This is a genomic window from Chitinophaga sp. OAE865 (assembly GCF_040546735.1).
Taxonomy (GTDB): Bacteria; Bacteroidota; Bacteroidia; order Chitinophagales; family Chitinophagaceae; genus Chitinophaga; species Chitinophaga polysaccharea_A.
The window spans coordinates 15,001-39,597 of sequence record NZ_JBEPOF010000001.1 but is presented as its reverse complement, the minus strand read 5'-3'; the positions used below and the strand labels follow the sequence as shown (position 1 = coordinate 39,597).

The window sequence follows — 24,597 nt, the reverse complement described above, 5'->3', positions numbered from 1 at the left end:
GAGTATTTTTTATGCAAGGCCAACTTCATAATGACGGTCCGGGATCTCAATATCCAGGAAGCCTTTTTTAAACAGCCATGCTTTAAAGATCTGCTGCACATCGTATTCGCCATGTACCAGGAAAAGTTTTTTCACATCTTTCGGATTCTGGCAGGCCAGCCACTGGCTCAGATCTTCATAGTCGCCATGCGCACTCATAGAACGGATCACGCCTACCTCCGCATTTACATGAAAGCGGGTGCCGTAAATAGATACTTCTTTCGCGCCCCGCATCAGCTTACCACCCAGCGACTGCGGCTCGCAATAACCAACAATAAGGATGGTATTGCGTGCATTGTCGATGTTATTCGCAATGTGATGTTTCACACGTCCTGCTTCAGCCATGCCTGATGCAGAAATGATCACACAGGGCTCCTGGCGGAAGTTCAGCGCTTTGGATTCATCTACTGTTTTGATATAGCGTAAACCCGGAAAATCGAACGGATCATCATCCTTTTTCAGGATATTGGCTACTTCCCTGTTAAATACTTCGGGATGTGCTCTGGTAACCGCCGTTGCTTCCGTGGAAAGAGGGCTGTCTACAAATATATCCACCTTTGGCAGCTTGCCCGCCAGCTGTGCATTGTTCAGCGCATACAACAGTTCCTGGGTACGCCCCACACTAAAGGCCGGAATGATCAGTTTTCCTTTTTTGCCCACGCAGGTTTCCCGGATATGCCGCAGCAGCTCATCATCGGCAGGAGCGGCATCGGCATGCAGGGTACTGCCGTAGGTGGATTCTATCAGTATATAATCTGCCTGAGGGAATACCTGTGGCGATTTCAGGATCGCATCGTTATAACGGCCAATATCGCCGCTGAAAGAAACCTGTTCCGTTTTGCCGTTCTCGGTGATACGCAGGTGTACGGAAGCTGCGCCTACAATATGTCCCGCATCAGTGAACATCAGTTGTATATCCGGATCAATATTTGTCCAGGTATTATAATCCATCGGCTTCAAACGGTCAATAGCCAGTTTGGCATCGTCTATAGTATACAATGGCTCTATGAATGGCAGTCCTTCTTTGGCCATTTTTTTATTGGTAAATTTCGCATCATCGCGCTGTATTTCAGCGGAATCGAGCAGCAGTATTTCCGCCAGGTCGCGGGTAGCAGGCGTGCAGAAAATGCTGCCCCTGAAGCCCAGTTTCACCAACCGCGGTATAAGACCGGAATGGTCAATATGCGCGTGGGATAACACCATGTATGTTACTTCCTGCGGGTCAAACCCGAATTCCCTGTTAAGGGAATCTGTTTCATGGCCCATGCCCTGGAACATACCGCAATCCAATAAAACCTTTTTGCCATTCTTAAGTGTGATCAGGTGTTTTGATCCTGTAACAGTGCGCGCAGCGCCATGAAATGCAATTTTCATATCTGAAATTTAGGGCGAACATAGTTCACCATTTTACGATTTACATTTAAACGACCAGGTGATGGCGAAGGAGGCAATTAATATGCCGTCTTTATCCCTGCCTTCACTGTGAAGGGTAACAGTTTCTGCGGAATTATCGTTCAGTGCGCGTTCTATGGCGGCTCTCAGCAGCGGCAGCTCTGCACAGGTAAAGATAGTGATACCGGTAGCCTTCTTCACAAAGGAAGATTCCATCCCGGTAACGAGCATGGATACACGACGCGGCGCGCTTCGCACATACATCATGGCGGGCAAACCGGTACTTAGCTCTGCGGCCATGGCCAGGCAGGCAAAGTACGTGGAACGGAAAGGATTTTGCGACAACCAGCGGAAAGGAACAGTGGTTACACAGGTATTGGTTTCCAGCGATTTTAAACGGACGCCCGCAAGCCACGCTGCCGGCAGCTTCCAGAACAGGTAAGCCGAAAACTTAAACGGATGCTGTGCAAACTTTTGAAAAGATTGCACAGCATCCGTGTTGAAAGTGGTAATGCCGTTATCCATAACGAGTTTATTCGTTGATGTACTGGGAGGGCTGCAACGCAGCGGGTGACCATTGTTTCAGGAACTCCTGCACTTTCTTTGCATCATAGGAATCTGCCGATTCCAGCAAACCGGAATTCTGCGTATGCAGCCGGTTGCCTTTGGCATCCAGTATCACCAGCACGGGGAACCCGAAACGCTGCGGATAACCCAGCTCCTTCAGGATAGGAAGGTTCTTGTTTTCTTTACTGTAGTTAAGATGATATACTACATAATTGTCGTTCAGCGCCGCTTTCAGCGCTGCATCATCTTCCACAAACTTATACAGTCTTTTACACCAGATACACCAGTTGCCGCCTATTTGCAGCAACACGTGCTTATTTTCCTTAGCGGCCTTTTGTACTGCTGCAGCTATATCCGCCTTTGCATTGGCGGATGGGTTGTAAATATGTTCCAGGTCATGTGTTTGCGCCTGTGTGGCAGGAATCGCAAAGGCTATACTTAATAACAACGTCCAAACAAACTTCTTCATAAAAAACAATTGATCAGGATATCTAATTTACACTATATTTTGCACATACGCCTGGATGGCCAGCTGGGCATTACCGGGATCTTTCAACTGTAATTGCACAATATCTTTCAGCTGCTGCTGAAGCGCGGGATCATATACCGGCACACATACTTCTATCCTGCGGTGCAGGTTACGGTTCATCCAGTCGGCCGAGCCCATGTATACTTCTTCTTCGTTATTATTATGAAAAATGAATACCCGCGCATGTTCCAGGTACCGGTCTACGATACGGGTTATGCGGATATGCTTACTTTCAGGGATATCAGCCACCAGGCAGTTGATGCTGCGAACGATCAGGTCTATCTGTACCCCCGCCTGGCTGGCTTCATACAGCTTGCTGATCATTCCTCTTTCCTGCAGGTTATTTATTTTGATGATGATCCTGCCCGGCTTTCCCTCTTTTACGTTCACAATTTCCCGGTTTATCAGCCCGGCAAAACGCTCCGTCATATTAAACTGCGCTACCAGCAAATGCCGGAACTGCAAAAACTGGTAACCAACCGGTTGTTCCCTGCTTTGCAGGTAAAGGAACAGCAGTTCCATCTCCCGGGTAATATCTTTATGACCGGTAAACAGTACATGATCAGTATAAAAACGCGCGGTGCTTTCGTTGAAATTACCTGTGGCAATCAGGCCGCAATAATCCCATTGGTAGCCGCGGTTACGCTTTACCAGCGCTGTTTTGGCATGTACTTTCATGCCAGGGATACTGTAAATGAGCTTTACACCGGCGTCCTTCATTTTCTTTGCCCAGCGGATATTATTGGCTTCATCAAAACGGGCTTTCAGTTCTACGAACACCGTCACTTTTTTCCCGTTCTTCGCTGCACTGATCAGAGCCTGCGCTATCTGCGATCCGGAAGCGATACGGTACAGCGTTACATATATCTCAGCTACGTCAGGATCGGTAGCGGCCTCGTTAAAAAAGCGCAGGATATAATCATAACGCTGGTAGGGTAGATGCACCAGCAGATCCTGTTGCAACACCAGGTCCAGTAACCGGTCGGTAGCTGCAATGGTGTTGTTTTCCGCCGGAATAACTTTGGGATAATCCACCTGCTGCAATCCCGCCGGCGCCGGCAGGTTAGCCAGGTCTTTCAGGTTGTGATAACGTCCGCCCATCACCTGTTCATCTTCCTGCACATCAAACTGGATAGCCAGGAAATGCAGCAGCGACCTGGGAATAGTGGCATCGTAAAGGAAACGGGTAGGCACGCCGAGTTCCCGCTTGCGGATCAGCGTTTCCACCTCTTCCAGGATATCGCCTTTCATTTCGTCCATATCCATTTCTGCGTTGCGGGTAAGCTTCACGCTATGGCAGCTTTCCACGGTATAGCCGGGGAACAGGTAGGGGAGATGGGCGCGTATAATATCGTCGAGAAAAGCAATGTAATGAACGCCATCCAGGGACGGCAGCTGTTGGAAACGGGGGAGGGCGGCAGGTATATTTACAATTACATATTCCTGTATGCCTGTATTGTGTTCCGGTACCAGTGTTACTGCAAGATATAACTGGTTGTTTTCAAGAAACAGCTTTTCATGTTTTCCGTTGAGCCATACCGGTTGCAGGTAGGCCAGTATGGTAGTAAGGAAATAATTTTTGGTAAAGGGAAGATGAGCGGCTTGAAGGGGCTGGTTATAATACAATTGTACGCCCCGTGCTTGCAGATCCGGTAACACGCTACCGGCAAAGATCTGTCCGTATTCCTGCTGCTGCCGGTTTATTTCCTGCAATACCTGCTGCAGCGTATCACTGCTGATGGACTCATTTTCGCCGGCAGCCGGATCATTCTCCAGCACTTTGTTGATAGTAAGAATGGCTGGCATTCTTACCCGGAAAAATTCGTCCAGGTTGGAAGAAAAGATGGAAAGGAATTTAATCCTTTCGTATAGCGGTACCTGTTTGTTAGCCGCCATCAACAACACCCGGTAATTAAAGGATAACCAGCTCAGATCGCGGTTATATAAAGGAATACCCATGAATCGTTAAGCTTTTACCGGGAAGAAAATGGCTGCAATCAGGAATGCGCCTACAGAAATGATCAGGCCAAACATGAAAATATTATAAGAGATACGCAGCAGTTTATATTTATGACCCAACACTACGCCGAGATAGTAGATGTCTCTTGTCATACTGCTGTACAGGAAGTCCGAATCATCCATCATCTGCCTGATCCCCCACTGGTATTCTTCCAGGTGCATCTTGTAAAAGTTGCCAAAGAACAAAAGGTTGGCATCTTTCTTTTCAATATCTGCTTTGGTAAAAGTACCGCTGGTTACATTAGGACGGGTAGCCAGCACGGAGAAGATTACAGTGAGTACCGCGGTGAACAGGAAAATAATGGAAGGGATCACCATATTGGGATAATCTTCCAGCCGTCTTACCAGTACGCTCAATATCACTGATATGATAATGGAATTCACCGAGATCATAATATGTGCTTTGCTGTCGGCCATGGAACTGAGCCTGATATGATTGGTGGAGGTGGTCCTGAACATGGTTTCTACACCACGTTCTGATTTACTGCTCTTATCTTTGTTTTTGTCCTTTTTCTTTTTCTCCGTAGCGGTAACAGGAGCTTCTTCGGTACCTGGCGTAACTGCCGCAGCGGCAACAGAGGCCAGATGCTCTTCACCGGCTTCTTTTGTTTTCTTCTCCAGTTTCTTTTTCAGCTTTTCCAGGTTATCTTCTTTCTGTTGTTTGAACAGGGTCTGGGCATAATCGGTCCAGTAATGATGATCTGTCAGGAACTTAATATTGTTGGTCAGCCATTTGATACCGGGGATATCTATATGGTAGGTAAGCTCCATTTCCTGCCGCAGCAGTTTGTTACGGTCGGCAAACTCTTTGGAGCCCAGGTGGGAAAGATCGGCGTCGCAAACAATCTGTTCCACCAGGTTCTGGGGCGACTGTGGCATTTTGGTGGCCAGGATAGCGCCCTTTACCATCAACTGAACATTTTCAGGTACCTGTTGTTGCTGTAAGAACTGCAGGGCCTCTTTGGCGCCGTTTTCTTCGTGGGCGCTGCCTTCGCCAAGCAGGTAGCCGGCGTCATGGAACCATGCCGCTACATACACTGCCGCTAATTCGTCGTCCTGCAAACGGTAATGGGCCGCAATCTGCCCGGCAGCCTGCACTACCTGTTGTGTATGTACAAGATTATGATAAACCAGGTTAGGGCGCGGATGTTGCTGATACTGGGCCATAACATAGTCCCGGGCCGCATCTATAATAGCATTGTTTTGCATAAGGAAGACGAAAATTAAGATAAGGAACTGCGAAATACGTTTTATTACTTTGTACTTTATGGTACTAATAACGGTATGTTCGCTATTTCGCGTATTACAAATCGCAAATTGAACCTAAGTTACTGCATTTTTGAGTTAAATTTATGCTATAAAGTTACACTATGGATGTCCGGATCGGGTTAATCTTTCTCCTTTTCTTACTGTCATGTAATCTGAGCGACAGAGAACAAAAAGTATATGCCTCCCCCCGGGGATACGACCTGAAAGAGCCGGTACGCTACCGGGTCAGGGAATCCATGCAGGAAATTTCCGGCATCGAATTATTCCCCGATGAGCACAAAATTATGGCGATTAACGATGAGGAAGGCCGTATTTACCAGTTGGATGTACTGGCAAAAGAACCTTATCCCCATTTTAAATTTGCAAAAGATGGGGACTATGAAGATATATGCCATACAGATAGTGGTTGGTTTGTGCTTAAAAGTAATGGCTCCCTGTTCCAGGTACATGGCCTGTTCACCGACAGCGTATACAGCGATCATTATAAAATGGAAAAACCTGGGAAAAAGGAATTTGAAGCAACTTATTACGATCGCGCCGGCAACAGTATTGTAATGATCTGCAAAAACTGTGAAGATGATAAAAAGCTGGGCGTTACCAGCGCCTACCGCTTCAACCTGGCCAGCAAAACATTTGATACCACTGCCACTTACCGGTTCAATAACCAGGAAATTGCGCGCCTGGCAGGATCAGATATGCGCTTCTTTAAACCATCGGCAGCAGCCATTCATCCTATTGAAAAACGGTTATATATTGTTGCCTCTGTAAACGGGCTGCTCGTGATCACGGATCTGCAGGGCCACGTACAGGAAGCCTATAACCTGAAACACCGCTTGTTCCTCCAGCCCGAAGGCCTGGCTTTTGCTCCGAATGGCGATATGTATATTTCCAATGAAGGCGGCTACGACGGTACCGCCAATATTCTTAAATTTAGTTACAAGTCCAGATGATCAGATCAACCATAATCTTTATCGCCTTACTTATTTTTGCCTGCACTACCGGCTACTCCCAATCGCCACAGGTGGTGAAACGGGTGATCCTTATCGGCGACGCCGGGGAACTGCACGACAACGGTAAAAATTCTGTAGTGGACGCCGTCCGCAATACCTTCGACCTGCAGGACAACCGCAATACCATCCTTTTCCTGGGCGACAACGTATACCCGAGAGGGTTACCCGACTCCGCCAGCAGCAAATTTCCTCGCGCAAAGGAAATCATCGATTACCAGATCGGCCTGATACGCGGTACCAACGCACAGGGATATATCATTCCCGGCAACCACGACTGGGACAAAAGCAAACCCGATGGATGGGATATTATCCGCAACCAGCAGCATTACGTGGATTCTCAGAACCTCGACAATGTACACTTTGAGCCTAAAGAAGGTTGCCCCGGCCCCACGGAAGTAAAGATCTCCGATAACATTACCCTCATTATCATGGACAGTGAGTGGTGGGTGTTCCCCTACCAGAAACCTGGCCTTGAATCTTCCTGCGATTGTAAAGACAACGACGAAGTGCTCAGCAGGCTGTCGGAAATAGTGGCAATGAACCGCAACAAGCTGATCATATTTGCTACGCATCACCCCTTCCGCAGTTATGGTATCCATGGAGGCTACTATACCATCAAGCAACATATCTTCCCGCTCACAGACCTGCGCCCGGCGCTGTTTGTACCACTGCCTGTGATAGGCTCCATCTATCCGATTGCCCGCGGTGTATTCGGAACCCCGGAAGATATTCCCAATCCCAAGTACCAGCAAATGATCAAGGGAGTGGAAACTGCCCTGAAGCCGCATGGCCCCGTGGTATTTGTTTCCGGTCATGATCATACGCTACAGCTTATAAAAGATAACCAGAACGCCTATGTGGTAAGCGGCAGCGGTGCGAAAAATAACCGGGTAAAGAAAGGTCCCAAATCATTGTTCGCCAGCACCGCCAACGGTTTCAGCGCTATTGAACTGATGTCTGACAGTACCGTGAGGGTACAATATTATATTGCAGACAACGGTACACAGCCGGTGTTTACCAATACGCTGTTCCGCCTGCAGGATATCCCGCAACAGGCGCTTGCCTATCATTCGCCTGCATCATTGCCACCGGTTATCAGGGTGGCTGCCGATACACAATATATTCATGTCTCCAATTTTCATAAAAAATTACTGGGGGAAAACTATCGCCAGGTATGGGCTACCCCGCTGAATTTCCCGGTGCTGGACCTGAAAACCGCCAAAGGAGGCCTGAAGATCCTGCAACGCGGCGGAGGGAAACAAACGCATTCACTCCGGCTGGAAGACAGTACCGGCACGGAATGGTCCATGCGCTCACTGAAAAAGTTCCCGCTGGCGGCTATTCCTGAAATGCTGCGTGAAACCATTGCCCGCGATGTGGTACAGGACCAGATCTCCGCCGCCAATCCTTACGCCCCGCTGGCAGTAAGCGTATTGGCTGAAGCTGCCGGTGTGCCGCATACCAATCCAACCTTTGTATACCTGCCTGCCGATAGCTCGCTCGGCATCTATGCAAATGACTATGGCAACGAAGTGTTCCTCTTCGAAGAAAGGGAACCCGTTACCGGCAGCAATGATAAAACCTACAACACACCAAAAGTACTGGCTAAGATCTGGGGCGATAATGATGTGCACATCGACCAGAAATCCGTGCTCCGCGCACGTATCTTCGATATGTACATCATGGATTTCGATCGCCACGATGACCAGTGGCGCTGGTATAAAGAAAAACATAAAGGAGAGGAATATTATTACCCGGTGCCGCGCGACCGCGACCAGGCATTTTTCCTTAATGGCGGTTTAATTCCCCGTTTGGCAGCCCGTCCCTGGTTCATGCCGGCTATACAGGGCTTCCGGAAAGATATCCCGGATATCAACGGCTTTAACTTCAGTACCCGCTATTTCGACCGGTCTTTCCTTAACGAAATGGATGAAAGCGACTGGAAGAAACAAACAGATAAGTTATTAAGGAAGATGACCGACAGCGTGATCGACGCTGCTGTAAAAGCTTTTCCCGATACTATCCGGTCGCAGGTAGGCCCAATGATGATAGAGAGGTTATCTGCCCGTCGCAATATCCTGGAAAAGAATACCCTCAGGTACTACCGTTTCCTCGCCAAAGGTGTTGATGTGCCGGCCACGGAAAAGAATGAGCTCATCACCGTTGAAAAGCAGGCTGGTGGCAAGGTAGCGCTGGATATCTTCAAGATCAGCAAAAAAGGAGCCGTTCAGCAAAACATCTACTCCCGTACTTTCGATCCTTCCGTTACCAAAGAAGTAAATGTTTACGGTATGGGTGGCAACGACCGCTTCGTGGTAAAGGGAGATCATGCAACGCCCATCCGTATCCGCCTGGTAGGTGGTAAGGAAGCAGATGCTTATATCGATAGCACTACTGTAAAAGCAGGCAAACGGATACGCATATACGATCAGCGTACCGGTAAAGATACCTTTGCGCTCACCGGTAATGAACAACGCCGCCTGTCGAACGATCCTGCCAATATCAAATATAACCGCAACGCCTTCCAGTATGAAAAAGCAATGCCGCTACTGGCCGGTGGCTATAACCGCGACGATGGTGTTTTGCTCGGTTTGGGCTTGTCCCTTACCCGCCATTCCTGGCGCCGGGAGCCATTCTCCACAAAACATCTGTTCACTGCTACGCACTCGCTGGCCACCCGCGCCTGGAACTTCCGCTATGAAGGAGAGTATACAGATGTGATCGGGAAAACGGACCTGTTGTTGTTCGCCAGGGCAAAGGCGCCAAACAATACCATCAACTTCTTTGGTTATGGAAATGAAACAGTGTTTGATAAGTCGGATAATAAAACCATTTCCTGGTACAGGGCACGGTATAATTTTTATACAGCAGAAGCATTGCTGAGAACAAGCGTGGGTAATCACATGACCATTGCATACGGGCCTGCATTTAATAACTACGCTTTTAATAAAGATGAGAACCATGACCGTTTCATTACTGATTTTAAAAACAACGGGTTGGATTCTGCAGGCATCTATGCCAATAAAGCATATGCCGGTGGCAAAATAGTAGCTACTATCGACACCCGCAACAACAAGATCATTCCTACCCGTGGTATCCTGTGGACCACCACTTATGCCGGTAACTTCGGTGTGAACAGTAACAGTTATAACACCACATCGCTGCAATCGGATCTGAGCCTCTATATGAGCTTCCGTATCCCGGCCAACTTTGTGATCGTAAGCCGTTTTGGTGGCGGCAAATTATGGGGTAACTATGAGTACTTCCAGGCGCTTACCCTGGGAGGTGTGCAAAACCTCCGCGGTTACCGCAATTACCGCTTTGCCGGCGATGCCAGTGTATATAACAATACGGAGATACGCGTGAAGTTATTTGATCTGAAAACATATATCCTGCCTGCAGGCGTTGGGCTTATCGCCTTTAATGATGTAGGGCGTATATGGAGGGAAAATGAAACTTCCCATGTGTGGCACGACGGATATGGGGGAGGCGTTTATATAGCGCCTATAAATGCGTTGATCATCACGGCGGTGGTAGGACATTCAAAAGAAGAAACGGTACCTTATATCACCTTCGGGTTTAAATTTTAAAAGAAAGGCCGCCTCATACAACGAGGCGGCCTTTCTTTTGTAGAGAACATATTTCAACGATACGCTCTCTTATATTGTAGCTTCCATATTTACTTTTACACGAAGCGCTTTCAGACCGCTTACCCCCTGTAATTCTTCCAGGTCCAGCATCTCGATTTCCGGCAGCAGTATTTTCTTGCTTTGCAGGAAAGTGATATACTTTTTCAGCTCTTCCATTTCCCTTATGTAAGAATATACCATGGCAATAGTACCGGGTTGTGTTAAGCGTTCGCCGGTATCTTTTACGTGTACTTTATCGATACGTTTTTTGATGATCTCATAACGCACATTGTAGGCGCCTTCCACGTCAAACCGGCGCTCATCGCTGCGGAAACTGATGGTGATAGGAGCGCTGTGCATAAGGATCATCTGCGTGGTTTGCAGGGGTACTTTTAATTTAGGCCCCAGTTTATGCGTGAGCCTTGCAATATGCGCCATAGAGGAAAGCTGCCACAGGCGAAGGTTCCGCAGGTACAGCTGATCAAACTTTTTCTCCTGGGCTATAGACTGGCCAATATAAATAGTGTATTCTACGCCATCGGTACGGTACTTTTCAAAGTAGCAGGGGAACGATTGCTGTATGTACTGGCGCTCCTTCTCCAGGTACTGGCTGATAGCCATGTTAATGTTGGCCAGGCTTTCTTCATACTCTCTCCGGTGATGGTAAACACGTCCTTCTGATTTGTCCATCTGGGTAAAGTAGCTGTTCAGCAACGGTTTCAGGTCTGCATTGTCTTCACACAAATGCTCCAGTACCGGTTTAATTTCCTGGTCCATGAATTCGTTCACCTTCAGATCTTCACCTGCCTGCAGGCTATTGCTGAGGTTCTCCAGCAGGTCGTTTGTTTTGAACTGCAGCTCTTCCAGCAACGGCAGGTGAATAGTTTTGCCGATGGTTTCCAGGGTATCCCGGATCAGTTCCAGCTGTTCCTGTAAATCTTCCCGGATGGCAGCGCCCTGTTGTACAGAGGAGTTGCGGATATCCACAGCGCCGTACAGCGGGTATACTTCGTCAAAGCTGATGCTTTCAATATCTTTTCTTTCCTCTTCCGGTGTGAGCAGGTAATTCCAGGCGGCATCCACAAACTTCCATTCCACGGAGGGTTGCAATGCTGTGAACTGGTCTTTGATCACTTCATTCAGCCGGCTTTCCAGGATGTTCATGCTGCGGTTCAGCATCAGCACCAGCAGGGGATAAGTGTTTTGCAGTTTCCACAATGGCTCGGCCGATAACCCGTTGGGAGTAGATGAAGCCAGTTCCAGTACACCCAGTATTTCTTTCTTATGGGTGATGGGAAATATTACGAAGCTCCGGATATTCTTGATGGGCAGATATTTCAGGAACGCATGCGGCGCAATGGAATTATCATTAACATCGGGAACGATCAGCGGTACCGGGTTTTGCTGCAGATGATCCAGCAGGAGCTGGAAGAAATGTTGCTGTTGTTTTTTGTTGCCTACGCCAAGGATAGGGTCTGTAATGGAGAACTGTTCTTCCAGTACATTTTTACCGTTCACTTTGGGGAAGGGCACCAGGTGGGCAGTTACATCAGGCAGGCCCAGGATCACCGGAACCATTTTTTCCACGGTGCGGTAGCTTTCCACTTCGTTACTGGTGCGCATGTTCATCACCAGGCTCTTAATGTTATTGAGCGATTCTGATTGGGTCACATCTTTCACGGTCCATATAACAAAGCCTTCCAGGGAAAACATACTGGTTGGCAACAGCTGTTGCAGTGCTTCCGGGGTCATCTGTTTGGAACAGAACATGTCGTAGTTCAGGTTCGGCAGTTCACCGTTCACTTTTACATCCACAAACCTGGGATCTATATTCACTTTCACGTAACGCTTGCTTCCATCGGGTGTTTCCACTGTATGGATAATCTCGTTCTTATAGCTCATCGGGAAGTGGAACACTTTTTCCAGGATCAGTTTATACAGCCAGGTGATCTTGTCTTTTTTCACCTGTGCTATAGAAATGCCATCCGGAACAGCCGATAGTTCAGAGCCGTTATCTGTGAACAGTTGTTTAAACAGATCAGAATAATGGAAGATGGCGAACTTAAAAGGAACGCCTATACCGTAGATGTCTTTGCTGGAGTCTGTGGTAACCGGGAAAATAGCGGCTATCAGCAGATCGAGATATTCTTTATAAGGCGTAAGATCTCCATCGCTGGGAATGGGCTTGAGTACTGCCGGGTTGCTTTCAAACTTGTCAATGATCAGTTTATAGAAAGATGAACGGGCTTCTCCTTCATGGGTTACCTTTTCCTTCAGATAATTCAGGAATGGTACGAATGATATATTGGACTCAATTACTTTATCATCGTTAAATACGCCGGGGTGTGCAGTTAAAACTTTCATATTGTCGTACAATTATAACCAAAGGCTGTCCTTTTAGTGCCAGTAATAAACTTATTATTACAATTTACAGTAAAACATTGCAGGAATAACAGAGGGGAGTACTATTGTAGACGCAAAGGTAGGGGAAATATTGTATCAATTTTGAATTCCGGGATTCAGGTATTTGTCAAAAGTGCTATAAGCCTGATAATCAAATACCTGAATCCGTCGAAATCCGGAAGATTACTGCAATTCGATCTGGTTTTTAAGCAGATCTTCCAAAGTATCACGTTTACGGATCAGGTGTGGCTTACCGTCTTTCACCAGTACTTCCGCCGGTTTCAGGCGGGAGTTGAAGTTAGACGACATTTCAAAGCCATAGGCGCCGGCGTTGTAAAACACCAGGTAATCGCCCTCCCGGACCTCGTTGATCTTACGATCCCAGCCAAAAGTGTCTGTTTCACAAATATTACCCACTACCGTATAGATCCGCTCCGTACCCTTAGGGTTGGAAATGTTGCGGATCAGGTGGAATGCGTCATAGAACATCGGCCTGATCAAATGATTGAAGCCGGAGTTCACCCCTACAAATACGTTGGCGGTGGTTTGCTTGATCACATTAGCTTTCACCACAAAGTAACCACTCTGGCTTACCAGGAACTTTCCTGGTTCAAACCACAGTTGCAGCGGGCGTACATACGATTTAGCAAAGTTGTTGAAGGCTTCGCTCAGTTTTTTACCAAGCAGGTCGATATCCGTTTCGGGATCTCCCTGCTGATAGGCTACCTTGAAACCGCTGCCCAGGTCAATAGATTCCAGGTCAGGGAAGTGCTGCACCATTTCAAACATTACTTCCACGCCACGCAGGAACACATCCACGTCTTTGATTTCGGACCCGGTGTGCATATGCAGGCCCGTTACCTTCAGTTTAGTGGAATTGATAATGCGTTCGATATGACGCATCTGGTGAATGGAAATACCAAACTTGCTGTCGATATGCCCGGTGGAGATCTTAAAGTTGCCACCCGCCATAATATGCGGGTTCAAACGGATACAGATCGGGTAGCTGCTGCCGAACTTATTGCCAAACTGCTCCAGGATGGAGAGGTTGTCTATATTAATGATTACGCCCAGGTCTTTCGCTGCAATAATTTCCTGCAGGTCTACACAGTTGGGAGTAAAAATGATATTCTTCGGATCAAAACCTGCCCGGAGGCCCAGCTGTACTTCCTGGATAGACACAGTATCCAGGCCGCAGCCAATGGAATTGATGTACTTAAGGATATTGATGTTGGTCAATGCCTTACAGGCGTAGAAAAAGCGGGTGTCTGCCTTATGAAACGCTTTCTGCAGCTTTTCATACTGGGTCTTAATCTTTTCTGCATGGTAAATGTACACCGGGGTACCAAATTCTTCTGCTACTTTCACGAGGAAATCGGCAGTAAGTACGTCGCTTTGTTTAGGCATTGAAAATCCTTAGTTTAAGAATGAGGATGCAAAATTACTACGCAAAAGTGAGAAATTGTAGAAAAAAGGGAGAATCTCATCACGCCATCACTCTTCTTCCTCTCCTTCCATAAAACCTTCAATGCTCCGGCGATCCTTTTTCGTAGGCCTTCCGATCTTACTCTGGCGTTTACCGGTCTGAAATACGGATGGAATATAGGCAGGCGCCAGTTTGTCTTCATCCGGGGTATTGTCGATGTAATATTTAATGGCTTCGGAATAGGCCACCCTGTTAGAGATCAGCCCTGTTACCTCTATCACCCATTTACGGGCTTCGCTCCTGATCTCAAACTTATCGCCTATGTTTACTGGTTTGGCGGCTTTTACAGATGCGCCGTTCATCTTCACTTTACCGCTGTCGCAGGCATCTGCAGCCTGGCTGCGGGTTTTAAACACCCTGATAGACCAGAGGTATTTATCAACGCGTACTTTTTCGGTATTGCTCATATTCAAAACTTTAAGCTGGCGACAACCGCAGCTGCCGCCAGTAATACTATTTGCTTAATTCCGCAAAAAATTTGTGGAAATAAGGAATGGTTTCAATGCCTTTGTAATAATTGGCTAAACCATACTTCTCGTTGGGAGAATGCAGGTTGTCGCTATCCAGTCCAAAGCCCATCAGCACTGTTTTCAGCCCCAGCTCTTTTTCAAATAACGCTACAATGGGAATACTTCCTCCACCCCGCACCGGGATAGGATCTTTGCCAAAAGTAGTATGGATGGCCTGGTGGGCCGCCTTGAATGCCACTGAATCAATAGGGGTAACATACGGACTGCCGCCATGATGCTTCGTTACTTTCACTTTTACGCTCTTGGGCGCAATGGCTTCAATGTGTTTGGTAAACAGATCTGAGATCTCGTGCCAGTCCTGGTTAGGAACAAGCCGCATGGAAATTTTGGCAAAAGCCTTGGAGGGTAGTACGGTTTTGGAGCCCTCGCCGGTATAGCCACCCCATATGCCGTTTACCTCCAGCGTTGGCCGGATACCAGTCCTTTCAATAGTAGAATATCCTTTCTCACCCCAAACATCAGCAACGCCAAGGTCTTTTTTATACTCTTCTTCATCAAATGGAGCGGCGTTCAGTGCTGCTCTTTCTTCTGTGCTCAGTTCCTGTACTTTATCATAGAAGCCGGGAATAGTGATGTGGTTATTTTCATCATGCAGGGAGGCAATCATTTTTGCCAGGATGGTAGCCGGGTTAGCCACTGCGCCACCGTATACGCCGCTGTGCAGATCGCGGTTAGGACCGGTTACTTCTACTTCCATATAGGCCAGCCCGCGCAAACCGGTATCTATAGACGGGTTATCAAGGCTGATCATGGAAGTGTCCGAAATCAATACTACGTCAGCTTTCAGGCGTTCTTTGTTTTCCTTCAGGAAGATGCCCAGGTTAGCAGAGCCTACTTCTTCTTCCCCTTCAATCATGAATTTGATGTTGCAGGGAATAGTGTTGGTTTTGTGCATGGTTTCAAAAGCCTTCACATGCATGTAAAACTGGCCTTTGTCGTCCGCGCTGCCGCGGGCATATATATTACCGTCTTTGATCACGGGCTCAAACGGACCGCTGTGCCACAGCTCCAGCGGATCTGCAGGCTGTACGTCGTAATGGCCGTACACCAGTACGGTGGGTAAGGAAGGATCTATGATCTTTTCGCCATAAACGATCGGGTGGCCGGCCGTTTGGCATACTTCCACTTTATCTGCGCCGGCTTCTTCCAAACGTACTTTTACCGCTTCTGCGCACTGCTGGGTATCCTGATTGTGACGGGAATCCGCGCTCACAGAAGGAATGCGTAACAGCGCCAGTAATTCTTCCAGGAAACGATCTTTATTCTCTGCCTGGTAATCTTTCCAAACTTGCATGATGCTATGAAATTAAGTTCACAATGTGGTGCAAGTTAAAGGAAAATCAACATTTGCAGATTTAGATAGTTTCAAAGGGGAGAGCATTGCACTTTAGAGAAAAGACAACACCGGGCCTTCTCTGTAAAGCTGGTTGCGGTACGCATCAGTTTTGCAGAGCACCGGGTAACCGGCCAGGCTACAGCATCAACTTAAATACCACATTTTCCTGGTATGGAACTGGATATAGCAGTACCGGGAAAAGGCACGTTGCTGGTAGTTCTGCAGGCGAGAGGCTTCCATGAACAACAGGCTTCTGCAAACCGTTGTTTTGTGGCCGCAAACATACTCGGGGTGATTGTTCCGGCAAAATCAAAACAGCGGGTAAAGGCAATGCCTGACCTCAAAGGGTATTGTCTTATAAAAAGGAAGCCGTTAAAAAGTGCCCTGTTACTTCGGGTATACCATATACAGTAGCAACCCAGCAACGGGAATGAGCATATCATCTCCTGATCAAGTCCACCTTATGTACATGGAAAAAGTATCGCATAAGCAATACGGAAGCCACTTCACAGGCATCCCTCTTTATCTTCACTACTACTGTAAATGATCAGGAAATTAATTTTTGTCTTACCAGGAACTCCAGTTTCTGGTTTACATCAAGCAATTTGGCAGTTAATTCCTTGTTCTCTTTCCGGAGGGCGTACACTTCATATGCTTTCTCAATATTGTGCTTCAGCTCCTCCTCATTCCAGGGTTTGGAGAAATATTTATAAACCTGTCCTTTATTGATGGCATCCACTACGGCGTTAATGTCGGCATAGCCGGTAAGCAGCATACGTATTGGCTCGGGGTACTTTTCAAGTATCGATTCAAAAAACTCTATCCCGGTAGTTTTGGGCATTCGCTGGTCGGAAATAATGATATGAAATTCGTTTTCTGCCAGCAGTTTTTCCGCGTCTTCCGCGGAACTGGCTGTAACTATGTTGTACAGCCTCCTGAATGAAGCCTTAAAGGCATTCAGATTGTGTATTTCATCATCAATATAGAGTATATGGATGTGTTGTGCACTCATTTAAGCAGACTTAGTTCCAAGTTATTGATAATAAATGAGTTAGAAACAATGAAACTTTCGATATCGATTTTGTATCCATTCTGCCCCATTCAACTTAAAGTATATGGTAAAACGTTCAACGTTTTACACCTCGCAAAGGTACATATAAACATACTGTTTTATGACGAATATTTCAAGGATGAATGAACTTTTTTAAAAAATAGCCGTTTCCTTATCCAATAGCTATTTAGTGGGGGAGTTTCCATATTTTCGTGTAGCCATGAAAAGCATGCGTTAACCGCTTTTTTTATAGCGTTCACCGGAGAAAAAACTACTTACACCGGCAAGTGTAAATTAGGGAATACCTTTTGCACGTTTGCCGGCACTTAAAACTTAAACTTAAATTCAGATGAAAACAGGAATTATTGTTATCGTAGTACTCGCATTGTTGGTCATGTTTGGTTGTGGAAAATACAATGGGCTCGTGACCAAAGATGAAGCCGTGAAAAATAAATGGGGAGTGGTACAGAGTAGCTATCAACGCCGTGCTGATCTGATCCCTAACCTGGTGGCCACTGTAAAGGGCGCTGCCAATTTCGAAACGGAAACCCTTGAAAAAGTAGTACAGGCCCGTGCCAGTGCTACCCAGATCAAAGTAGATGTGAATGATCTCAGCCCTGAAAAAATTCAGCAATACCAGGCCGCACAAGGACAGTTAAGCCAGGCTCTCGGTCGCCTGCTCGCCGTATCTGAGTCTTACCCCGACCTGAAGGCGAACGCCAATTTCCAGAATCTCCAGGCACAACTGGAAGGAACGGAAAACAGGATCAATGTAGCCCGTAACGACTTTAACGATGCAGTAAACGTTTACAACAGCTCCGTGCGCACCTTCCCGAATAATATCGTGGCTGGTATCACCGGCTTTAAACAGAAAGGCTATTTCGAAGCCGCTGCCGGTTCCGAAAATGCTCCGCAGGTAAAATTCTAAAAAGCAACCCATAAAAGATTGGCCGCCTCCGGGATGCAGGTATTACACCTGCATCCCGGACCGGAATTAAAAAATATACAGCATGCGCATTTTCCCTTTTAAACGGAAAGAGATTTTTTCAGAATCAGAAAAAGAAAGACTGGTGCACGCTATCCGGGTAGCAGAACGGCTTACCTCAGGGGAAATCAGGTTGTTTGTAGAAAGCCATTGCAGCTATGTAGACCCTATGGACAGAGCGAAGGAAGCCTTCGTATCACTGGATATGGGAAAAACAAGATTGCGCAACGGCGTATTGGTATATGTGGCCATCAAAGACCGGCAGTTTGCCATCCTGGGCGACCAGGGCATACACGAGAAAGTAGGTAACGACTTCTGGATAAAAGAAGCCGGGTTATTGATCAGCCACTTTCAGGAGAATCGTATTATCGATGGCATCGAAGCATGTATAGCGGAAATAGGCGAATCACTCCGTACCTTTTTTCCGCATGAAGCCGGTAATGATGCTAATGAACTGCCCGACGATATCGTCTTCGGCAAATAAAAGCCACTCTTTTTAACGATTTTAGCTTTGATACAATGAGGATACTACGCTGGTTTTTACCGGGATTATTAATGATGGCGGGTTTGCTGGCCAATGCACAGAATATACCGCCCCGGCCTAATCCTCCCACTTTAGTGAACGACTTTGCAGGGATACTGCTGAAAAGCGAAGATGAGGCCCTCGAACAAAAAGTAGTGGCTTACTTCGACAGCACCTCCACTCAAATAGCCATTGTTACACTCAAGTCCATCGGTGACTACGATATCAGCCAGGTATCATTAAAAATATTGCGTGATTGGGGAATAGGTACCAAAGGCAAGAACAATGGTATCCTTATTCTTGTTTCACTGGAAGACAGGAAGATCAGGATAGAAACAGGTTATGGTATGGAAGGCGTAGTGCCCGACGCTACCGCTAACCAGATCATTTCCCAGATCATAAAACCGGCCTTCCGCGAAGGCCATTACTACCAGGGGCTGGATGGAGCCGTGGAGGCCATTCAGAAGGCAGCCGCCGGCGAATACCGTGCAGACCCCAGGCAAAGTGAACCAGATATCAGCCCGGGAGCGATATTCCTGATCATTATGGTGATCGTGATCATCATTTCTATCATTAGTCGCGGTGGCGGCGGCCGGGGTGGCGGTACTACCTACAACCGGCGTGGCGGATGGATATGGCCGGTGATAGGCGGCATGAGCGGCTTCGGTGGAGGCGGCAGCGGTGGAGGATGGTCCGGCGGTGGAGGCGGAGGTGGCTTCGGCGGTTTCGGAGGCGGCTCCGGAGGCGGCGGTGGCGCCAGTGGCAGCTGGTAATAGCAGGAAAACTATTTTATGTCATATTTGCATGTGTTAAACGGAGATGCTACCCTTGCCTTGTTCCGGCAAAGCAAGGTGCCGGGAGAAATTGTGGTGTGCCGGGAAATGATGTGTGAAGGCAAAGTGAAATACACAAAAGATCTTACAGAATTCTTTGAAAGCCGCGCCAAACACCTCGAATATCATTACGGAATTGACAGGCAAACTTATTTTACCAATGTAGTACAGGAGCTGGAGAAGTTAGACCTCTCCGGCTCCACTGCAGACGAAATAGTGCTCTGGTTTGAGTACGACCTGTTTTGCCAGGTCAATATGCTGTTCATCCTCCATTATCTCAGCAGCCGGCTTACTACTCTTCCTACCATCAGCCTGGTAGATCTTCATCATCACCCCACAGCGGATGAGTTCCCGCAAATTTTTGAACAACGCACACCGCTTCAGCCCAGCGACCTTACCTGGGCCGCCGATGTTTGGGATGCCTGGTGCCTGAGCACACCACAGGTACTGGAAACCGTTAGCAAGCTGCCTCCCGGAAACCTGAAATACCTCCCGGAGGCTATTACTGCGCACCTGAAAAGATTCCCTGATATCAACACCGGCCTGAGCACCATCGAAAACTACTTCCTGCTCCGCCTCGTACTCGGCAGCTACCGCTGGTACGACCTTTACATGCTTTTCTGGAGCGAGCTTGAAATTTACGGCTTCACCAACTTCCAGCTGGATATCCTCGTACACCGCATGGCTAACGCCGGCGTAATCGAAGAGCATGACCAGATGCTGAAAATTACCAGCCTGGGAAGAGAAATACTGGAAGAAGAAGAAAACTACCTCGACTACGCATCACTGGAGCATCGCTGGCTCGGAGGGGTCCGACTCGCTAACACTCCCTGGCGCTGGGATCCCCAACTCAACGCCCTTGTGAAGATTGAAACGGATTTTGTCTGACTCAGGATTCTGATGATTCCCTGATTTATTTTTTAGTAAGATAAAAAGGGAGATAAAAGCGGTATTGCTTTCATCTCCCTTCTTATATAAAATTCAAAAATAAAAATCAGGGAATCATCAGAATCCTGAGTCAGGCAAAATCCGCTGCATTATTTAATACTCTTCCGGATCTCCTCAGACGCCTTACGGAAATAGTCCGACTGCTTCAGCAGCTCCTCGCGGTTGGCGCCGGAAACGGCGGTTGCCTCCTGCGATTTGCTTTTGCTGATCTCCTGCATCCAGTTAGTGATGTAAGTGCTTACCTGTGAATTGTTGAATTGAACAGTCATAGCCTTTACCTGGTCCACGCCTTTTATAACTGCGGCGGTATTGTTGATCTTAGACAGGAAGCCCAGGTAGTCGAAAGCCGCATTCAGCTTATCCTGGCCGGAGGTTTCGTCAAATTTGGTGGCCACAAAAGCTATGTCTGCGGCATTTCCTTTTCTGGCGTATACACCGGCAATAGCATTCACCAGTTTGCCTTTGGTATCGCTTTCCAGTTGTTTGGCAATGTTATAGGCTTTGTCAAGATCCAGTGTGGCTAAGCCTTCCAGGCCAGCAGCCTCTACACCGTACGATTTATCTTTCGTAGCTGCTTCAAATAAGGATGTGTACTGTGGATCTTTCAGTTCGCCCAGTTGCTGCAGGGCAGCAGCGCGTACCAGTGAGCTGGGGTCTTGTTTGGCAAGATCTGTCAGGATGGGCAGGGCAGCCGCTTTCACTGCTGCATTGCCCAGGTTCAGCTTACCTATTGTATAGGTCCTTAATCCGTGGTATTTATCTTTCAGGGCCAGCATCAGGAGCTTCACTGCTTCAGGATTAGTGGCTTGCGCATCCGCTGCTTCATCAATCGCGATGTGGCGGTCCATATAGTTAGGAGCGTGTGCGTATTGATAAGCATAGGTGCTGAATGCACGGTGATCATCTATCTTGGCTAAAACTACCTTATCTGCATCTACATTCACCAGGTCTGGTTTGGTGGTATAGGAGAAGGTGAAGGAATCGATCCTGTTTTCCATGAAGATGTTATGTCTTTCTGTTTTACCACCTGCGTAGATATCGATGGCCATTGGAATATGCCATACTTTGCTGTCTTTCTGGATCTGCTGTAAGATAACGGTTACCGTATTGGCGGCATCATTATACTTATAGCTGATATCCAGCTGGGGGAAGCCTTTACCAAAGTACCATTCATTAAAGAACCAGTTCATATCCCTGCCGGTTACTTCTTCTACTGCCAGGCGCAGCTGGTGCGCTTCCGTGGCCTTAAAGGCATTAGTTTTCAGGTAAAGGTTCAGGGACTTGAAGAAGGCAGAATCTCCAACTGCATTGCGGAGCATATGTAAAATACGGCCGCCTTTCTGGTAGGTGATCTGGTCAAACATATCTTCTTTGTCGTGGTAATGGAAGCGTACCAGGTCTTTATCGCCGGAGTACTGTATCGCCGACATATACGTTTGCGTTGCTTCCAGGCTATGTTCATCTGCTGCGTCTTTACCGTATTTATGTTCCAGCCACAGGTATTCGCTGTAATCGGCAAAGGATTCGTTTACGGTAAGATTACTCCAGGACTCTGCGGTGGCCAGGTCGCCGAACCAGTGATGGAACAGCTCGTGGGCAATTACGCTTTCGTTATAGTTGTTGTTATCGAGCAGTTCACGGTCAGTTTTCTGCATAAATTCTCCGTGAAGCGTGGCAGTGGTGTTTTCCATGGCGCCGGAAACATAGTCGCGGCCGGTGATCTGGGAGTATTTCACCCAGGGATAGTCGTATCCAAGTATTTTGGAATAGAAGCTGAGCATTTCAGGTGTGTTACCAAAAATGGCTTTGGCATATTTCTCAAAAGGCTTTTCTACATAATAGCTTACTTCTTTTCCGCGCCAGCTGTCTTTTACAATGGCATACTCGCCTACGGCCATCATAAACAGGTAAGGGGAGTGGGGAAGATCCATTTTCCAGGTATCGGTACGGGTACCATCGGCATTATTTTGCTGTTTTACCAGTTTACCGTTGGAAAGGGTCACATACTTCTTTTCCACCGTCATACTGATTTCCTCGGTGCACTTCTGGTTGGTTTTGTCGATAGTGGGAAACCAGGCGGAAGAACTTTCTGTTTCGCCCTGGGTCCATATTTGGGTGGGCTTATTTGGATCTTTGCCATCGGGGTTGATGAAATAAAGCCCTTTGGCATCGGAGATAGCAGCGCTGCCTTTTACTTTGAGCTCATCGGGTTTTGCTGTATAACTTATATAGATGATATATGATTCGGTGGCTTTGTAACGTTTATCCAGTGCGATATGCAGCTGGAGGCTGTCGTAACTGTATTTCAGCGGGCTGTTTTTACCTGCCTTTACTATCGCTACTTCCTTAATGTCCATGCCTTTTGCATCTAGGGTGAGGGAGTCGGTGGCATAAAAATGTGGCTTGAGGGTTATCCAGGCCTTACCATAGAGGTACCGTTTGGCGTAGTCGAAACGTACGTCCAGCTTCGTATGTACGATGTCGTTCACTTTGGTGGCAGATGCGCGGTAAATCTTTAATGCGGGGTCGTCCTGGGCTGTGTTGTCAGATTGGGCCATCAGGTTAGTGCTCATCGCCAGACCGGCTATTCCTCCGATCAGCATCCCCATCAGGGATTGCTTCAGATGTAGATTCATGTAAAAGACTGTTTTAAACAAATGTATTGGCTTGGGCCAATTTAAAAGAGTCAAATTTAAACAAATGGGCCAAATATGAGGTAAGTGGTTAAAAATGCTATTTTTGTTGCGCCCGGGGGCCGGTAAAAACAAGATTATGATCAAAGCAACAGTGAATGGCAGATCTGCATTTGCCATTAATAACGATACAAAGGTTACCTGCGATAACCAGGAAGTGGATTGGTCGGCGGTGAAACTGCCTTCCGGCGATTACAGCGTTATTATGGACGGCGGCAGCTACCAGGCGCAGGTGTTGAGGATAGAGAAAGACACTAAAACCGTAGTATTGCAGGTAAACCAGCAGCAGTTTGAGGTGGTGATAGAAGAACCGATCGACCAGCTGCTGGCGTCTATGGGGATTAAAGATGCTATGGCCAGGAAGGTGAATGATATTAAGGCGCCTATGCCGGGCCTGGTGCTAAAGGTACTGGTAACCCCGGGGCAGGCCATTAGGAAAGGCGACCCGGTACTGATCCTGGAAGCCATGAAAATGGAAAATGTGTTCAAGGCCGGTTCAGACGCCATTGTAAAAGAAATCAAGGTGTCAGAGCGCACTGCGGTGGAAAAGGGCGAAGTGCTGATCGTGCTGGAATAATATTTGCACTGAGACAGTTTTATACCAATCTATAGTATGCATCTTAAATACAGGACAGTAATATTCGTATGGGCATGTCTGTTACTATGCGGCCGGTTGCGGGCGCAGGAACAGCTTCACTACGTATATATTCAGAGCGAGAAGGGACAGCCGTTTTATGTAAAGCATAACGGCAAAGTGTTGAGCTCCACCGACAGGGGCTATATTATCATCCCCCGGCTGGAAACCGGTACAGCGCCTATTACGGTAGGTTTCCCCAACAAAGAATCCAAAGAAGCACAGTTTAACCTGAGAATAACCAAAAGTGATCAGGGCTTCCTGCTGAAGCAGTCTGGCGAAGCCGGTTATTCTTTATATAACCTGCAAACCTTCCGGGAGCTCAGGTCCAATGCAGGAGAAACCGCTTTGGCAGCAGCGCCGCCGGCTCCTGATGCTGTTGTGCCTGAACTGGATACCGCCAAAAAAGAAATGATGTCCAACCTGCAAAAGGACCTTGAAACCACTTTTGCTGATAAAGCCATTGTAACCGGTCCATCTAAATCTGCCCCGGCAAAATCAGGCAATTCCTTTGCCTCTGCGCTGGATAAAGTAGTGGTGGGCGGCGATGACAGGGACGAGCCCGAGCCGGTGCCCGAAGCGAAAAAGGAAGTAGCTCCTGCGGAAGCCGTGCCTGCAGCCACTGGAGGAGAAGTGAAGAAATCCCGGAAGAAACGTAACAGGGGAGAAAGAGAACCTTTAACGGAAGAAGAACAGGCAATTTTGAGCGGAGTACTGGCAG

General features: G+C 47.5%; 20 protein-coding genes (1 of these 20 only partly in view). 9 read left to right on the top strand and 11 right to left on the bottom strand.

What is annotated here, in order from left to right; all coding sequences use genetic code 11:
- Positions 1–9: 9 nt before the first annotated feature.
- Genes ABIE50_RS00155 through ABIE50_RS00135 form a run of 5 tightly spaced genes read right to left on the bottom strand, consistent with a single transcriptional unit; the run spans position 10 to position 5,755 of the window.
- On the bottom strand, positions 10–1,413 hold the full coding sequence (locus ABIE50_RS00155; RefSeq protein ID WP_209857059.1) for an MBL fold metallo-hydrolase RNA specificity domain-containing protein: 1,404 nt from the start codon (positions 1,411–1,413) through the stop codon (positions 10–12).
- A 33-nt stretch (positions 1,414–1,446) separates the two neighbouring features.
- Positions 1,447–1,956: a DUF4442 domain-containing protein gene (locus ABIE50_RS00150; RefSeq protein ID WP_142685787.1), complete on the bottom strand. Its 510-nt coding sequence runs from the start codon at positions 1,954–1,956 to the stop codon at positions 1,447–1,449.
- A gap of 7 nt (positions 1,957–1,963) precedes the next feature.
- Positions 1,964–2,467: a thioredoxin family protein gene (locus ABIE50_RS00145; RefSeq protein ID WP_209857061.1), complete on the bottom strand. Its 504-nt coding sequence runs from the start codon at positions 2,465–2,467 to the stop codon at positions 1,964–1,966.
- 27 nt (positions 2,468–2,494) lie between these two features.
- On the bottom strand, positions 2,495–4,486 hold the full coding sequence (ppk1, locus tag ABIE50_RS00140) for a polyphosphate kinase 1 (protein ID WP_209857063.1): 1,992 nt from the start codon (positions 4,484–4,486) through the stop codon (positions 2,495–2,497).
- Between the two features lie 6 nt (positions 4,487–4,492).
- Positions 4,493–5,755, bottom strand: coding sequence for a Pycsar system effector family protein (locus ABIE50_RS00135; RefSeq protein ID WP_142685790.1), 1,263 nt, complete (start codon positions 5,753–5,755; stop codon positions 4,493–4,495).
- A 161-nt stretch (positions 5,756–5,916) separates the two neighbouring features.
- Here ABIE50_RS00135 and ABIE50_RS00130 point away from each other — a divergent pair, with 161 nt between their 5' ends.
- Entirely contained in the window at positions 5,917–6,765 is an 849-nt protein-coding gene (locus ABIE50_RS00130) for a hypothetical protein (RefSeq protein WP_209857065.1), read from the top strand.
- Positions 6,762–10,415, top strand: a complete 3,654-nt coding sequence (locus tag ABIE50_RS00125; RefSeq protein WP_209857067.1) for a BamA/TamA family outer membrane protein — start codon at positions 6,762–6,764, stop codon at positions 10,413–10,415. Before ABIE50_RS00130 ends, ABIE50_RS00125 begins: the two co-directional genes overlap by 4 nt.
- Before the next feature lie 69 nt (positions 10,416–10,484).
- Here ABIE50_RS00125 and ABIE50_RS00120 read toward each other — a convergent pair whose 3' ends face one another.
- The 4 genes from ABIE50_RS00120 to ABIE50_RS00105 form a co-directional block, all read right to left on the bottom strand.
- Positions 10,485–12,818: a GAF domain-containing protein gene (locus ABIE50_RS00120; RefSeq protein ID WP_209857069.1), complete on the bottom strand. Its 2,334-nt coding sequence runs from the start codon at positions 12,816–12,818 to the stop codon at positions 10,485–10,487.
- Positions 12,819–13,040: 222 nt separating this feature from the next.
- Complete coding sequence (gene lysA / locus ABIE50_RS00115) at positions 13,041–14,264, bottom strand: diaminopimelate decarboxylase (protein ID WP_209857071.1); 1,224 nt, start codon at positions 14,262–14,264, stop codon at positions 13,041–13,043.
- Between the two features lie 87 nt (positions 14,265–14,351).
- Complete coding sequence (locus tag ABIE50_RS00110) at positions 14,352–14,750, bottom strand: RNA-binding S4 domain-containing protein (protein ID WP_209857073.1); 399 nt, start codon at positions 14,748–14,750, stop codon at positions 14,352–14,354.
- Between the two features lie 46 nt (positions 14,751–14,796).
- Entirely contained in the window at positions 14,797–16,167 is a 1,371-nt protein-coding gene (locus tag ABIE50_RS00105; protein ID WP_209857075.1) for a dipeptidase, read from the bottom strand.
- 213 nt (positions 16,168–16,380) lie between these two features.
- Here ABIE50_RS00105 and ABIE50_RS00100 point away from each other — a divergent pair, with 213 nt between their 5' ends.
- Entirely contained in the window at positions 16,381–16,623 is a 243-nt protein-coding gene (locus ABIE50_RS00100) for a hypothetical protein (RefSeq protein WP_209857077.1), read from the top strand.
- A 133-nt stretch (positions 16,624–16,756) separates the two neighbouring features.
- Here the strand turns inward: ABIE50_RS00100 and ABIE50_RS00095 are convergent, their stop codons facing one another.
- Complete coding sequence (locus ABIE50_RS00095) at positions 16,757–17,221, bottom strand: response regulator (protein WP_142685798.1); 465 nt, start codon at positions 17,219–17,221, stop codon at positions 16,757–16,759.
- Positions 17,222–17,609: 388 nt separating this feature from the next.
- Here ABIE50_RS00095 and ABIE50_RS00090 point away from each other — a divergent pair, with 388 nt between their 5' ends.
- The 4 genes from ABIE50_RS00090 to ABIE50_RS00075 all read left to right on the top strand — a co-directional run bounded on the left by ABIE50_RS00090 (position 17,610) and on the right by ABIE50_RS00075 (position 20,489).
- A complete protein-coding gene (locus ABIE50_RS00090; protein WP_209857079.1) occupies positions 17,610–18,188 on the top strand; it encodes a LemA family protein in 579 nt (192 codons plus the stop codon).
- A gap of 82 nt (positions 18,189–18,270) precedes the next feature.
- On the top strand, positions 18,271–18,729 hold the full coding sequence (locus tag ABIE50_RS00085; RefSeq protein WP_142685800.1) for a TPM domain-containing protein: 459 nt from the start codon (positions 18,271–18,273) through the stop codon (positions 18,727–18,729).
- Positions 18,730–18,764: 35 nt separating this feature from the next.
- Positions 18,765–19,541: a TPM domain-containing protein gene (locus ABIE50_RS00080; protein WP_209857081.1), complete on the top strand. Its 777-nt coding sequence runs from the start codon at positions 18,765–18,767 to the stop codon at positions 19,539–19,541.
- An 18-nt stretch (positions 19,542–19,559) separates the two neighbouring features.
- Positions 19,560–20,489, top strand: a complete 930-nt coding sequence (locus ABIE50_RS00075) for a hypothetical protein (RefSeq protein WP_209857083.1) — start codon at positions 19,560–19,562, stop codon at positions 20,487–20,489.
- 149 nt (positions 20,490–20,638) lie between these two features.
- On the opposite strand, the gene ABIE50_RS00070 is transcribed toward ABIE50_RS00075, so the two are convergent.
- Complete coding sequence (locus ABIE50_RS00070; protein WP_209857084.1) at positions 20,639–23,185, bottom strand: M1 family aminopeptidase; 2,547 nt, start codon at positions 23,183–23,185, stop codon at positions 20,639–20,641.
- 136 nt (positions 23,186–23,321) lie between these two features.
- Between ABIE50_RS00070 and ABIE50_RS00065 the strand changes: the two genes are divergently transcribed.
- Entirely contained in the window at positions 23,322–23,819 is a 498-nt protein-coding gene (locus tag ABIE50_RS00065) for a biotin/lipoyl-containing protein (protein ID WP_354027819.1), read from the top strand.
- A gap of 36 nt (positions 23,820–23,855) precedes the next feature.
- Positions 23,856–24,597, top strand: partial view of a proline and serine-rich protein 1 family protein gene (locus ABIE50_RS00060; RefSeq protein ID WP_209857088.1) — the 5' end (the start) only. The gene runs 779 nt beyond the window's last position; only the first 742 of its 1,521 coding nucleotides appear in the window; it begins with the start codon at positions 23,856–23,858; the stop codon falls past the right edge of the window.

Bases quoted from the DNA above. Each gene is read 5' to 3' on its own strand.
- ABIE50_RS00090 (WP_209857079.1), top strand. From the start codon at position 17,610: ATGAAAACAGGAATTATTGTTATCGTAGTACTCGCATTGTTGGTCATG.
- ABIE50_RS00080 (WP_209857081.1), top strand. From the start codon at position 18,765: ATGAGGATACTACGCTGGTTTTTACCGGGATTATTAATGATGGCGGGT.
- ABIE50_RS00065 (WP_354027819.1), top strand. From the start codon at position 23,322: ATGATCAAAGCAACAGTGAATGGCAGATCTGCATTTGCCATTAATAAC.
- ABIE50_RS00105 (WP_209857075.1), bottom strand. From the start codon at position 16,167: ATGCAAGTTTGGAAAGATTACCAGGCAGAGAATAAAGATCGTTTCCTG.
- ABIE50_RS00070 (WP_209857084.1), bottom strand. From the start codon at position 23,185: ATGAATCTACATCTGAAGCAATCCCTGATGGGGATGCTGATCGGAGGA.
- ABIE50_RS00095 (WP_142685798.1), bottom strand. From the start codon at position 17,221: ATGAGTGCACAACACATCCATATACTCTATATTGATGATGAAATACAC.
- ABIE50_RS00125 (WP_209857067.1), top strand. From the start codon at position 6,762: ATGATCAGATCAACCATAATCTTTATCGCCTTACTTATTTTTGCCTGC.
- ABIE50_RS00155 (WP_209857059.1), bottom strand. From the start codon at position 1,413: ATGAAAATTGCATTTCATGGCGCTGCGCGCACTGTTACAGGATCAAAA.
- ppk1 (WP_209857063.1), bottom strand. From the start codon at position 4,486: ATGGGTATTCCTTTATATAACCGCGATCTGAGCTGGTTATCCTTTAAT.
- ABIE50_RS00100 (WP_209857077.1), top strand. From the start codon at position 16,381: ATGGAACTGGATATAGCAGTACCGGGAAAAGGCACGTTGCTGGTAGTT.
- ABIE50_RS00110 (WP_209857073.1), bottom strand. From the start codon at position 14,750: ATGAGCAATACCGAAAAAGTACGCGTTGATAAATACCTCTGGTCTATC.
- ABIE50_RS00075 (WP_209857083.1), top strand. From the start codon at position 19,560: ATGTCATATTTGCATGTGTTAAACGGAGATGCTACCCTTGCCTTGTTC.
- ABIE50_RS00135 (WP_142685790.1), bottom strand. From the start codon at position 5,755: ATGCAAAACAATGCTATTATAGATGCGGCCCGGGACTATGTTATGGCC.
- ABIE50_RS00085 (WP_142685800.1), top strand. From the start codon at position 18,271: ATGCGCATTTTCCCTTTTAAACGGAAAGAGATTTTTTCAGAATCAGAA.
- ABIE50_RS00150 (WP_142685787.1), bottom strand. From the start codon at position 1,956: ATGGATAACGGCATTACCACTTTCAACACGGATGCTGTGCAATCTTTT.
- ABIE50_RS00120 (WP_209857069.1), bottom strand. From the start codon at position 12,818: ATGAAAGTTTTAACTGCACACCCCGGCGTATTTAACGATGATAAAGTA.
- ABIE50_RS00145 (WP_209857061.1), bottom strand. From the start codon at position 2,467: ATGAAGAAGTTTGTTTGGACGTTGTTATTAAGTATAGCCTTTGCGATT.
- lysA (WP_209857071.1), bottom strand. From the start codon at position 14,264: ATGCCTAAACAAAGCGACGTACTTACTGCCGATTTCCTCGTGAAAGTA.
- ABIE50_RS00130 (WP_209857065.1), top strand. From the start codon at position 5,917: ATGGATGTCCGGATCGGGTTAATCTTTCTCCTTTTCTTACTGTCATGT.